The 11,071-nt window shown below is 71.9% G+C and carries 16 protein-coding genes; 9 read left to right on the forward strand and 7 right to left on the reverse strand.

Annotated elements, in window-relative coordinates; genetic code table 11:
* Positions 1–4: 4 nt before the first annotated feature.
* Positions 5–172, reverse strand: a complete 168-nt coding sequence (locus tag ACLJOU_RS07590; protein ID WP_410564402.1) for a hypothetical protein — start codon at positions 170–172, stop codon at positions 5–7.
* Between the two features lie 55 nt (positions 173–227).
* Between ACLJOU_RS07590 and ACLJOU_RS07595 the strand changes: the two genes are divergently transcribed.
* The 6 genes from ACLJOU_RS07595 to ACLJOU_RS07620 all read left to right on the forward strand — a co-directional run bounded on the left by ACLJOU_RS07595 (position 228) and on the right by ACLJOU_RS07620 (position 4,709).
* A complete protein-coding gene (locus tag ACLJOU_RS07595) occupies positions 228–668 on the forward strand; it encodes a GNAT family N-acetyltransferase (RefSeq protein ID WP_410564403.1) in 441 nt (146 codons plus the stop codon).
* Positions 669–708: 40 nt separating this feature from the next.
* Positions 709–1,392, forward strand: a complete 684-nt coding sequence (locus ACLJOU_RS07600; RefSeq protein ID WP_410564405.1) for a metal-dependent transcriptional regulator — start codon at positions 709–711, stop codon at positions 1,390–1,392.
* A gap of 68 nt (positions 1,393–1,460) precedes the next feature.
* On the forward strand, positions 1,461–2,279 hold the full coding sequence (locus ACLJOU_RS07605) for an LLM class flavin-dependent oxidoreductase (protein WP_410564406.1): 819 nt from the start codon (positions 1,461–1,463) through the stop codon (positions 2,277–2,279).
* Between the two features lie 72 nt (positions 2,280–2,351).
* Complete coding sequence (locus tag ACLJOU_RS07610; protein ID WP_410564408.1) at positions 2,352–2,684, forward strand: transcriptional regulator; 333 nt, start codon at positions 2,352–2,354, stop codon at positions 2,682–2,684.
* Positions 2,685–2,775: 91 nt separating this feature from the next.
* Positions 2,776–3,834 (forward strand): zinc-binding dehydrogenase, encoded by a 1,059-nt coding sequence (locus tag ACLJOU_RS07615; protein WP_410564409.1) that lies wholly within the window; start codon positions 2,776–2,778, stop codon positions 3,832–3,834.
* Positions 3,835–4,082: 248 nt separating this feature from the next.
* Positions 4,083–4,709, forward strand: coding sequence for an alpha-ketoglutarate-dependent dioxygenase AlkB family protein (locus ACLJOU_RS07620; RefSeq protein ID WP_410564411.1), 627 nt, complete (start codon positions 4,083–4,085; stop codon positions 4,707–4,709).
* On the opposite strand, the gene ACLJOU_RS07625 is transcribed toward ACLJOU_RS07620, so the two are convergent.
* Entirely contained in the window at positions 4,706–5,284 is a 579-nt protein-coding gene (locus ACLJOU_RS07625; protein WP_410564413.1) for an ArsR/SmtB family transcription factor, read from the reverse strand. The genes ACLJOU_RS07620 and ACLJOU_RS07625 overlap by 4 nt on opposite strands.
* An 81-nt stretch (positions 5,285–5,365) precedes the next feature.
* On the opposite strand from ACLJOU_RS07625, the gene ACLJOU_RS07630 reads away from it, so the two are divergent.
* Both ACLJOU_RS07630 and ACLJOU_RS07635 read left to right on the forward strand, forming a co-directional pair.
* Positions 5,366–5,719 (forward strand): hypothetical protein, encoded by a 354-nt coding sequence (locus ACLJOU_RS07630; protein WP_410564414.1) that lies wholly within the window; start codon positions 5,366–5,368, stop codon positions 5,717–5,719.
* Complete coding sequence (locus ACLJOU_RS07635; RefSeq protein ID WP_410564415.1) at positions 5,712–5,951, forward strand: hypothetical protein; 240 nt, start codon at positions 5,712–5,714, stop codon at positions 5,949–5,951. Before ACLJOU_RS07630 ends, ACLJOU_RS07635 begins: the two co-directional genes overlap by 8 nt.
* 15 nt (positions 5,952–5,966) lie before the next feature.
* Here ACLJOU_RS07635 and ACLJOU_RS07640 read toward each other — a convergent pair whose 3' ends face one another.
* The 5 genes from ACLJOU_RS07640 to ACLJOU_RS07660 are packed head-to-tail and all read right to left on the reverse strand — an operon-like array spanning position 5,967 to position 10,210.
* Positions 5,967–6,803, reverse strand: coding sequence for a biotin-dependent carboxyltransferase family protein (locus ACLJOU_RS07640; RefSeq protein ID WP_410564416.1), 837 nt, complete (start codon positions 6,801–6,803; stop codon positions 5,967–5,969).
* Positions 6,800–7,411, reverse strand: coding sequence for a 5-oxoprolinase subunit B family protein (locus ACLJOU_RS07645; RefSeq protein WP_410564418.1), 612 nt, complete (start codon positions 7,409–7,411; stop codon positions 6,800–6,802). Before ACLJOU_RS07645 ends, ACLJOU_RS07640 begins: the two co-directional genes overlap by 4 nt.
* Positions 7,408–8,160, reverse strand: a complete 753-nt coding sequence (locus ACLJOU_RS07650) for a LamB/YcsF family protein (RefSeq protein WP_410564419.1) — start codon at positions 8,158–8,160, stop codon at positions 7,408–7,410. Before ACLJOU_RS07650 ends, ACLJOU_RS07645 begins: the two co-directional genes overlap by 4 nt.
* Position 8,161: 1 nt before the next feature.
* Positions 8,162–8,956 carry a putative hydro-lyase gene (locus tag ACLJOU_RS07655; protein WP_410564421.1) on the reverse strand — a complete coding sequence of 265 codons (795 nt, stop codon included), beginning with the start codon at positions 8,954–8,956 and terminating at the stop codon, positions 8,162–8,164.
* Positions 8,957–8,965: 9 nt separating this feature from the next.
* The gene (locus tag ACLJOU_RS07660) at positions 8,966–10,210 is read right to left on the reverse strand and encodes an MFS transporter (protein WP_410564422.1); all 1,245 of its coding nucleotides are present in this window, start codon (positions 10,208–10,210) and stop codon (positions 8,966–8,968) included.
* Positions 10,211–10,315: 105 nt separating this feature from the next.
* Between ACLJOU_RS07660 and ACLJOU_RS07665 the strand changes: the two genes are divergently transcribed.
* The gene (locus ACLJOU_RS07665; protein WP_410564791.1) at positions 10,316–11,050 is read left to right on the forward strand and encodes a GntR family transcriptional regulator; all 735 of its coding nucleotides are present in this window, start codon (positions 10,316–10,318) and stop codon (positions 11,048–11,050) included.
* The last annotated feature ends 21 nt before the right edge of the window (positions 11,051–11,071 follow it).

The following is an 11,071-nucleotide window of genomic DNA, read 5'->3' on the forward strand; positions in this document are numbered from 1 at the left end:
TGACTCACCTCCTCCCCACGAACTCGAGTGCCTCCTCCGCCAGTGCGGACCACGGTTGCGGTGACCCGGCGTCCTGGGCCAGCCACTCCCGCATCGGGGTGCGCTTGTTGGCGTCGAAACGCACCCCGTGCCCGCCGTCGACCAGGTCCTCGAACCTCTCCTCTGGTGACATCGACCACCTCCGACCCCGACCGTAACGACCACCACCGACAAAAAAGGGAGGCGAGATGCCCGTCCGCGACGCCGTCTTCGAAGACATCGAGGAAATCTGCGCGCTCATCGAGGAGCACGCCGTCTACGAGGACAACCACGACCTCAAGCTCGACCGCGCCGAAATGAGCGGCCACCTGTTCGGGCCGGACCCGAAGGCGTGGGTGCTGATCGCGACCCCGCCCGGCGACCCGGGAACGGTGGCCGGCTTCGCCTTCTGCAGCTGGAACTTCTCCACGTGGGAGGCGCGGCCGGGGATCTGGCTGGACGACCTGTTCGTCCGGCCCGCGTACCGCCGCCACGGACTCGGCGGCGAACTGCTGGACGAGCTGCGCAACCGCACGACCGGCCGCGTCGAGTGGGACATGCAGGAGGGCAACGAAAAGGGCGAGGCGTTCTACGCGCAGCTGGGAGCGGAGCCGGTCCCGGGCTGGATCCGCTACCGCTGGCGACCCTGAACTTTCACGAGAAAGTACCCGGCCCCGTATCGTATGCGGTATGGGAGATGGTTCGGTCCGGAGGTCCTCGTCGGTCGAGGACTACGTCCGGGTGATCTACGGCCTGGTCGAACGGGGTGAGGCGGTCACCAACGCGTCGCTCGCCGGCCGGCTGGAGGTCAGCCCGTCCTCGGCGTCGGGGATGGTCACGAAGCTGTCCCAGCTGGGCCTGGTCACCCACGTGCCGTACCGCGGCATCGAGCTGACGGCCGACGGCAGGCTCCTGGCGCGCTCGGTGCTCCGGCGGCACCGGCTGATCGAGACGTACCTGGTGTCCGAGCTCGGCTACACGTGGGACGAGGTCCACGCGGAGGCGGACGCGCTGGAGCACGCGGTGTCGGACAGGCTGGTCGAGCGCATCGCGGCCAAGCTGGGCAACCCGGTCCGCGACCCCCACGGCGACCCGATCCCGGCCCCGGACGGCAGCGTCGAGGAGCTGCCGGTCCGGATCCTGGACGACCTCCCGCCGGGCACGGTGGGCGAGATCGTCCGGGTCTGGGACACGGACCCGGAACTGCTGCGCTACCTGACGGAACACGCGATCAACCTGGGCGAACGCATCGAGGTCGTGGAGCGCCAGCCGTTCGGGGGGCCGATGGTGGTCAAGGTGGGCTCGCCACCGGACGCGGCCACGCACGCCATCGGCAAGGAGATCGCGCAGGCGTTGTCGGTCACCCTGCGCTGAGGGACGTACGCGCGGGTGACGTCGTGAAGCGGATGTGGTGACGGGCCCCCGCTCGCGACCATGGCCGCATGAAACCCTTCCGCTTCGGCATCGTCGCCGGTTACGCGCCCGACCTCACCTCGTGGGCCGCCCAGGCCGAGCGGGTCGAGAAGCTCGGCTTCGACACCCTGCTCGCGACCGATCCCGTCGGCACCGCCGACCCCTTCGTGCTGCTCGGAGCCGCCGCCGCGGTCACCATCGACCTCACCGTCGGCACCTTCGTCCTCGCCGACCCCTTCCGCGACGCGCGTGCGCTCGGCTGGCAGGCGCAGACCCTCCACCAGCAGACCCGCGGCCGGTTCGAGCTCGGGCTCGGCGTCGGGCGGCCCGGGGCCGACGCGCACGCCGCGAGCCTCGGCCGGGAATTCCCCTCACCGGGTGAGCGCATCACACGGATGGCCGAGACCATCGCCGTCCTCAAGGAAACCGCCGATCGGCCGCGGCTGATGCTCGCCGGCGGTGGACCGAAAATGCTGGCGCTCGCCGCGCAAGAAGCCGACACCATCACCTTCAGCTGGGCGCCGACGACCACCGAAGCCGAAGCTCAGTCCATTGTGGATCGGTTCCGGGCGCTCGCCGGGCCGCGGCTGCCGGAGATCGAGCTCGGCCTGAACCTGATGGCCGTCGGGACCGCGCCGTCGCCCGGGATCGCGCGGTGGGCCGGGGTCGACGTGCCCCAACTCGTCGCCGGCGGTGCCGTCACCGTCCTGCCCGAGGATCCCGGCCCCGCCACGGAAACCCTTCTCCGCTGGCGGGAACGGTGGGGGATTTCCTACGTCACGATCAACTCCGGCTACGCGGAACCGTTCGCGGTGATCGCCGACGAGGCGCGCAAGGCAGGTGGGTGAGGGCCCTTCCGATCTTGCGGAGCTGCGCCTACGCTCCAGTGTTCGTATCAGGGAAGGCTTCGGAGCGTTGTGATGACCGGTCAGCGAACACGCACCAACGACCGGGGGGAACAGGCGGAGCTGAGCCGGCTGCTGGCAGCCGGACCGTTCGACGTGGCCCTGCGGGCGGCGATCCGGGCCCGCGGCCTCGGCCTCGAGCGGATCCGCTATCGCTTGCGCGGCAGGGGAACCACGGTCAGCCTGGCCACCCTCAGCCACTGGCAGTCGGGACGGTGCCGGCCCGAGCGGCCGGAATCGTTGGAGGCCCTGCGGAATCTCGAGGACATCCTGAACGTGCCGGACGGCTCGCTCAGCAAGCTCCTCGGCCCGCCGCGGCACCGGACGAGGGTCCACGCGCTCAGTTGACGGACCCGGCCGGGCGGGCCGGCGTCACGGGCCTGCCGGACGACGGCTGAACGACTCTCTTCGCGACCGCAACGACGGTTAGGCTCGCGCCATGCGAGCTGTCGTGATGGAGGAGTTCTGCGTCCCGCCCGTCGTGCGGGACGTGCCGGAGCCGGTGGCCGCGCCGGGCGGGGCGGTGATCGAGGTCGACGCCACCGGTGTCTGCCGCAGTGACTGGCACACCTGGCAGGGCCACGACGCCGCCGTCACGCTGCCGCACGTCGCCGGGCACGAGCTCGCCGGCCGGGTCGTCGCGCTCGGCGAAGGCGTCCGCGGCTGGGAGCTCGGGGCCCGCGTCACCGTGCCCTTCGTCTGCGCCTGCGGCTCCTGCGCCCAGTGCGCCCGCGGTGACCAGCAGATCTGTGACCGCGAGTTCCAGCCCGGGGCCACGCATTGGGGTTCGTTCGCCGAGCGGGTCGCCATCGAGCACGCCGAGACGAACCTGGTCGCCCTGCCGGACTCGCTCGGCGCCGCCGAGGCCGCGGCGCTGGGCTGCCGGTTCGGCACGGCGTTCCGCGCGGTGCTGCGGCAGGGCCGCGTCACGGCGGGCCAGTGGGTTTCGGTGTACGGCTGCGGTGGCGTGGGGATTTCCGCGGTGCTGCTGGCCGTCGCGGCGGGGGCGAAGGTCGTCGCGGTCGACGTCTCGCCGGCCGCCCTGCAGCTCGCGGCGAAGTCGGGTGCCGCCGTCACCGTCGACTCGTCGGCCTTCGACGGTCCGGAAGCCGTCGCCGCGCACGTGCGCGAGCTGACCGGCGGCGGCACGCACGTCTCGCTCGACTGCCTCGGCGCGCCGTCGACCTGCGCGGCGTCGGTCGGCAGTCTCCGCAAGCGCGGCCGGCACGTCCAGGCCGGGCTGATGCCGCCCGCGCAGGGCGTCGCGCCGATCCCGATGCACCGGGTCATCGGGGGCGAGCTGGAGCTGGTCGGCATCCACGGGCTGCCGGCCCACGAGTACCCGGAGCTGCTGCGCGCCGTCGAGACGGCGGGCATCGACCTCGCCACGCTGATCGGCCGCCGCATCGGGCTCGACGACGTCCCGGCCGCGCTGGCCGCGATGAACGACCCCGTGCCGGCGCAGGCCGGCGTCACCGTGGTGACGTTCGGTGATTGATCGGCGGCGTCGCGGTCAAGAGACCCGTTCGTAGCTGATCCACGCTGGCTTGGGACATTCAGGTGTGGGAACGTCTATCCCATGGTGGCCCAAAGCGAGGGGATGCGGCCGCGGGACCGTCCTGTTGGTCCATCGGGGCGGCTCCTGCGGCTGTTCGCCACCGCGGGCGTCACGTTCCGCGGTCACCGCCTGGTGCCCTCGACGATCACCTACCGTGTGCGGCGGGGGATTCCGGCACAATCGAGGTGATGGACGCCCTGCTGCCGCGCCCGCGCGCCGAGCTCGCGCCCGGCGCCGTGCACCTGCCCGACTGGCTCGCCTTCGAGGAACAGCGCGAGCTCGTCGCCGCCTGCCGCGGCTGGTCCGGCTACCGCCACACCCGCTTGCCGAACGGCGGCGTGATGTCGGTGAAGTCCGTCTGCCTCGGCTGGCACTGGTACCCCTACGGCTACTCGCGCACGACCGGCGAGGGAACGCCGGTGCTGCCCTTCCCGGACTGGCTCGGCGATCTCGGCCGCCGCGCGCTCGCGGCCGCGTACGGGGAGCCGGCCGAGACGTACGCGCCGGACATCGCGCTGGTCAACTTCTACGACGCCACCGCGAAGATGGGGCTGCACCAGGACAAGGACGAGCGCAGCCTCGAGCCGGTGGTGTCGTTCAGCCTCGGTGACGCCTGCGTGTTCCGCTTCGGGAACACCGAAACCCGCGGCCGGCCGTACACCGACGTCGAGCTGCGCTCGGGTGACGTGTTCGTGTTCGGCGGCCCGTCCCGGCTCGCCTACCACGGTGTGCCGAAGACGCTGCCGGGCACGGCGGACCCGGCGCTGGGCCTCGACGGGCGGCTGAACATCACGCTGCGGGTCTCCGGTCTCTAGTCCGCTGTGGACTCCTCGTCCGGCACCACGATGAACCGGACGGCGACCGAGCGCGAGCCTTCGGGGTGCTGCCCCGGCTCGGTGGCGTACTTCCACACGAGGTTCTGGTACTCCTCGACGAAGGACTTGACCTGCTCCTTCGTCAGGTACAGCCCGGCGCGGTGGATCTGGTTCCAGCCCTCGGAGTTTTCGTAGCCCGCGTACGCCCGCGTGACCAGGCCCAGGTCGTGGCTCATCTTGAGCGCGCCGAGCTTGAGCATCGCTTCGCGCTCGTCGGGTGTCAGCTCGAGGCCGGGCGGGGTGTAGATGTCCTTGGACCGCGACTTCCACCAGCGCTCACGGCCGTCGCCGCGGTCGGTGAGCTCTTCGATCAGCTCCAGGTCGGCGAGCCGGCGGAGGTGGTAGCTGGTCGTCCCGGTGCTTTCCCCGAGCGCCTTCGCGACGCTCGTCGAGTTCGCTTCGCCGTGTTTGCCCAGGTAGGACAGGATGTCCCGGCGCACGGGGTTGGCCAGTGCCTTGTAGAAGGCCTTGAGGTCCGCGCCGGTCAGGACGCGCTTTTCGGGACGGTCGACCATGCCGCGAGCGTACTACAGAGATTGTTTGCAAAGAAGCTCTGCAATCGCTACCTTGGGTCGGGAGAGAACTCGGGGGTTCGCATGAAGAAGCTGTTCTGGGCGGCGGGGCTGGGCCTGCTGCCGTGGATCGCGGTACTGGGGACGACGCTGCCGGACGTCGTGGCGGCGCAGCACTGGCGGCTGGCCTGGACGGGCCTCGACGCGGCGGAAGCGCTCGGCCTGCTGCTCACGGCCTGGCTCCTGGGCCGAGGCCACGCGCGGACGCCGCTGGTGGCGACGGCCACGGCGACGCTGTTGCTGACCGACGCCTGGTTCGACGTCGTGACGGCGGGCGACGACGTCGTGTTTTCCCTGCTGCTGGCCGCTCTGGAGGTGCCGCTGGCGCTGGCGTGCCTGTCGGCCGCCGTGCCGCGGCCGGTGCCGGCGCATGTCTGAGCTGGACGCACGGCTGCGCGACGAAATCGACGACCAGGTCGCCGAGGCCCTGGACGCCTACCTCGCCGACCGGCGGCCGAGCCGGCCGCGGCGCGCGTGGCCCGTGGTGGTGACGGTGGCACTGGGGGTCGCCACCACCTGGGCCGCACCCGGCGTGGCGTGGGCGGCGTGGCTCGCGATCGCGGTCACGAACGTCGCCTGGCTGGTGGTCGCGAGGGGTAAGGCGGGATAGCACCCGCTTCACCCCTCACGACGCCGCACTGAAGCGGACCGTCTGGCCGGGGCGCAGCTGGGCGGCCAGGTCGAGGTCCTCCTCCTCGACGACCGCGATCACCGGATAACCCCCGGTCGTCGGGTGGTCGGCGTGGAACAGGATCGGCCGGCCCGACGGCGGGACCTGCAGCGATCCCGGTACGCACGCCTCCGACGGCAGCTCGTCGTGGCGGGCCCGGGCCAGCGCGGGCCCGGTGAACCGGATGCCGACGCGGTCCGAGTCCGGTGACACCGTGTACACAGTGGACAGCAGCTCGTCCGGCGCCGCGAACCAGTCGCGGCGCGGGCCGGGCGTCACCCGCAGCACCGGTTCCGCCGGCAGCGCCGCCCGTGGCGCGAGGTCCACGACGGGGAAAGCCCGCGGGGCCGGGCCGATCGGGAGCAGCATCCCGGCCGTCACCCGGGGCGGGCCCAGCTTGCCGAGCGTGTCCGTCGCCCGGGAGCCGAGCACCGGCGCGACGTCGATCCCGCCGCGCACCGCGACGTAACACCGCAGTCCCGACACCGCCGTGCCGAGCGCCAGTTCCTCGCCCGGCCACAACGTGATCGGCCCGTTCGAGCCGCCCTTCGAGAGCGGGCAAGCGGCACCGGTGACCGCCACCGTCGTCACGCCGGAAGCGCGCAGCACCAGCCCGCCGAGCGTGACCTCCAGGGCCGCGGCCCCGTCCGGGTTGCCGACGAGCCGGTTGGCCAGCCGGAACGAGCCGCGGTCGGCCGCGCCCGACCGGCCGACGCCGAGGGCCGCGTGGCCCGGACGGCCGAGGTCCTGCACCGTCGTCGCGAAGCCCGGCCGGACGACTTCGAGCTTCACGAGGTCACCGCCGTGAACCGCACCCGGGTACCCGGCGGCAGCAGGTTCGGCGGGTCGCGCTCGACGTCCCACACCGGCACGCCCGTCCGGCCCAGCAACCGCCAGCCGCCCGGTGACGCGCTCGGGTAGATCGCGCTGTACTCGCCCGCGATCGCCACCGAACCCGCCGGGATGCGGGTGCGCGGCGAAGACCGGCGCGGCACGTGCAGCACCGGGTCGGATCCGGTCAGGTAGGCGAATCCGGGCGCGAAGCCGCAGAACGCCGAAACGTACGTCCCCGCGGTGTGCCGCGAGATCAGGGAAGGCACGCTCAACCCCGTTTCCGCGGCGACGTCGGCCAGGTCTTCGCCGTCGTACACCACCGGGATCACCACCTCGCCCGCGTCCGCCACCACACTGTCCACGGGAGACACTTGACGCAGCAGCGCACCCAGCGACTCCGCGTTCGTCACCGCGGGGTCGAAGCGGACCAGCAGCGTCCGCGCCGCCGGGACCAGTTCTTCCACGCCGGCCAGGTCCAGGCGGGACACCGCCGCCTGGAACCCCAGGACGTCGTCCAGCTCAACCAGCACCGCGCGCCGGCCGCACGGCAGCAGCCGGACGGTCATCCGGTGAACGCGGTGAGCGGGACGTCCGCGGCGGACAGGCCGTCGCGGATCCGGCGGGCCAGTTCGACCGCGCCCGGCGTGTCGCCGTGCACGCACAGGGAATCCGGGCGCAGGTCGAGCTGGCCGCCGTCGGCCGTCAGCACGCCGCCGCCGGTCGCCATCGCCACGGCCCGTTCGGCCACGGCGGAGGCTTCATGTAGGACGGCACCCGGCTGTTTGCGCGACACGAGCCGGCCTTCCGCGGTGTAGGCCCGGTCGGCGAACGCTTCCGCGTACGCCACGACCCCGGCTTTCTCCGCCTCCCGCTGCATCTCCGAGTCCGGCAGGCAGAGCAGCGCGAGCGCCGGGTCGTACCGGCGCAGGCCCTCCACGATCGCCGCCGCCTGCTCGACGTCCACGGCCGCGGTGTTGTACAACGCGCCGTGCGGCTTCACGTACGTCACGCGGCTGCCGGCCGCGCGCGCGAACGCGTCGAGCGCGCCGATCTGGTAGAGCACCTCGTCGGCCAGGTCGTCCGGGGCGATGTCGAGCGCACGCCTGCCGAAGCCGGCCAGGTCGCGGTAGCCGACGTGCGCGCCGAGCGCGACGCCGCGCTCGGCGGCCAGCTCGCACACCCGGCGCATCACCGACGGGTCACCGGCGTGGAAGCCGCACGCGACGTTCGCGCTGGTCACGATGTCGAGCATGGCTTCGTCGTCGCCCATCTTCCAGGCGCCGAAGCCCTCGCCGAGGTCGCTGTTCAGGTCCATTTCAGCCCACCCGGTATTCGCTGTCGTGGCGGTCGGTGATGAACATGTACCCCGGTGCGTGGGTGATCGCAAAGGGAGGCCGCGACGCCATCAGCGCCGCCTGCGGGGTGACGCCGCAGGCCCAGAACACCGGCACGTCCCCGGGCCGCGCGGCCACCGGGTCGCCGAAGTCGGGCCGGGCCAGGTCCGCGATGCCCAGCGCGCGCGGGTCGCCGATGTGCACCGGGGCGCCGTGCACCGCGGGCATCGCGCGGGTGATCCGGATGGCGTCGTCGACGCGGTCCTCCGGGATCTGCCGCATCGACACCACCATCGGCCCGAACAGCCGCCCGGCGGGCTCGCACGGCCGGTTCGTCACGTACATCGCGACGTTGCGGCCCTGGTCGACGTGCCGCAGCGGAATGCCCTCGGCGGCCAGCGCCGTCTCGAAGGTGAAGCTGCAGCCGATGGAGAAGGCGACCATGTCGCTGCGCCACAGGCCGGTCGCGTCGGCCACCTCGCCGGCGAGCACGCCGTTCTGCCAGATCCGGTAACGCGGCAGGTCGGTGCGCAGGTCCGCGTCTTCGGCGAGCCGGGTGGCCGGGTCGCCGGGGTCGGTGACGTCGAGCAGCGGGCACGGCTGCGGGTTGCGGGTGCAGAACAGCAGGACGTCGTAGGCCCAGTCCTCGGGGACGGCGATCAGGTTGGTCTGGGTGAACCCGTTGGCCCAGCCCGTCGTGGGGTGGGCGGTGCCGCGGCGGAACACCGCCCGGGCCTGCGCCGGCGTGAAGGTGGCCGGTTCGTCGAAGGTCGTCATCGGTCCCCCTCAGTCGACGAGTTCGATGCCGCGGGTCTCCGGGAGGCCGAGCAGCGCGAGCACGGCGATGCCGTACCCGAGGGCGCCGAACACGATCGCGCCGCCCGCGCCGAGGAAGCCCACGACGGTCGGGAAGATCGCGCCCACCGCGCGGCCGAAGTTGTACGTGAAGCCCTGCCCGGTGCCGCGCAAGGCCGTCGGGTACAACTCGGCGAGGTACGCGCCGAAACCGCTGAAGATCGCGGACATCGAGAACCCGAGCGGGAAGCCGAGCACCAGCACGAGCCCGTTGGCGCCCTTGGGGATCTGCGTGTACGCGACGATCAGCGCGGCCGAGAGCAGCGCGAACGTCAGGAAGGTCTTCTTGCGCCCGAGCAGGTCGGTCAGGTAGCCGCCGCAGACGTACCCGACGAAGGCGCCGGTGATGAGGAACGCCAGGTAGCCGCCGGTGCCGATGACGGTCAGTTCGCGCGTCTTCTTGAGGTAGGACGGCAGCCACGTCGAGATCGTGTAGTACCCGCCCTGGACACCGGTGGCCAGCAGCGCGGCGAAGAACGTCGTGCGCAGGAGGTCGCCCTGGAAGATCCGGACGAGCGTGCCCTTCGGTCGCTCGGTCTTCAGCCGCTCTTCGGCGCGCGGCGCGTCCTGGACGCTCTTGCGGACCCACAGCACCAGCAGCGCCGGGATGACGCCGGTCCAGAACATGATCCGCCACGCCACGCCGTCGCTGGCCACGCTGAACACGACGGTGTAGACGATCACCGACAGGCCCCAGCCGACCGCCCACGCGCTCTGCACGAACGCCACGGTCCGGCCGCGGTACTTGGCCTGCGAGTACTCCGCGACCAGCGCGGCGCCGGCCGCCCACTCGCCGCCGAAGCCGAGGCCCTGCAGCGCGCGGAAGACCAGCAGCGTCTCGAAGTTGGGCGCGAAGCCGCAGAGCACGGTGAAGACCGTGTACATCGCGATGGTGATCTGCAGGGTGCGGACGCGGCCGATCCGGTCGGCCAGCATGCCCGCCCCGACGCCGCCGACGGCCGAGACGACCAGCGTCGTCGTGCCGAGCAGGCCGGCCTCGCCGCTGGAAATGCCGAAGTACGCGGTGATCGCGGCCAGACCGAGCGGCAGGGTCTGGTAGTCGAACGAGTCGAGGCCGTACCCGCCGAACGCACCGGCGAAGGCGCGGCGGCCCCGTTTTCCGAGTGTGCGGAACCAGTCGAACGGCCGGGCCTCGGTAGCGGTCGTGGCAGTCATGGAGCACCTCCTGGCCAGTGTCTCTCATCGTGGCGTGCCTCACACGGTAGAGATTGTTGAACAATTCCACAAGATGGCAATTCGATCGTCCTCTGTGTGACGGGTATGATCGTCGGCGTGGTCATCGAAGACAGCGGCGCCGCGGGCTTGGCGGCCGATCGGGGCCTGGTCACGCGCAAGAGCACGGCCGAGCGGGTCGCCGGCGTCCTGCGCAACCGCATCGCGGAGGGGTTCTTCCTCCCCGGCGGGCGGCTGTCGGAGCAGGACATCGGCAACGCGCTCGGCGTCTCCCGCAACACCCTGCGCGAGGCGTTCCGGCTGCTCACCCACGAGCGGCTGCTGGCCCACGAGCTCAACCGCGGGGTCTTCGTCCGCATCCCGAGCGTCGAGGACGTCGTCGACATCTACCGGGTGCGCAAGATCATCGAATGTGCGGCGGTCCGCGGGGTGACGGCCAAGCCGCCGTCGTTCGCGCGGATCAAGGAGAAGGTCGAGATCGGCGACGAGGCCGCGCGCAGCGGCAACTGGAAGGACCTCGGCACCGCGAACGTCTGGTTCCACCAGGAGCTGGCCGCGCTTTCGGGCAGCGAGCGCGTGAACGAGCTGGTCGCCCGGCTGACCGCCGAGCTGCGGCTGGTGTTCCACATCATGGCCGAGCCGCGCCGCTTCCACGAGCGCTACCTGCCGCGCAACCACGAAATCCTCGACCGCATCGAGGCCGGCGACGGCCCGGGCGCGGAGCAGCTGCTGATGAAGTACCTCGAGGACGCAGAGGAACAACTGGTGGGCGCGTACGCCGACCGAGCCGAGGCGGCCCGCGCGGCCATCGCGGCGGAGTGACCCAAGCGCCCCAATGTGGCC

The sequence above is a fragment of the Amycolatopsis sp. cmx-4-61 genome (assembly GCF_046548775.1).
Classification (GTDB): domain Bacteria; phylum Actinomycetota; class Actinomycetes; order Mycobacteriales; family Pseudonocardiaceae; genus Amycolatopsis.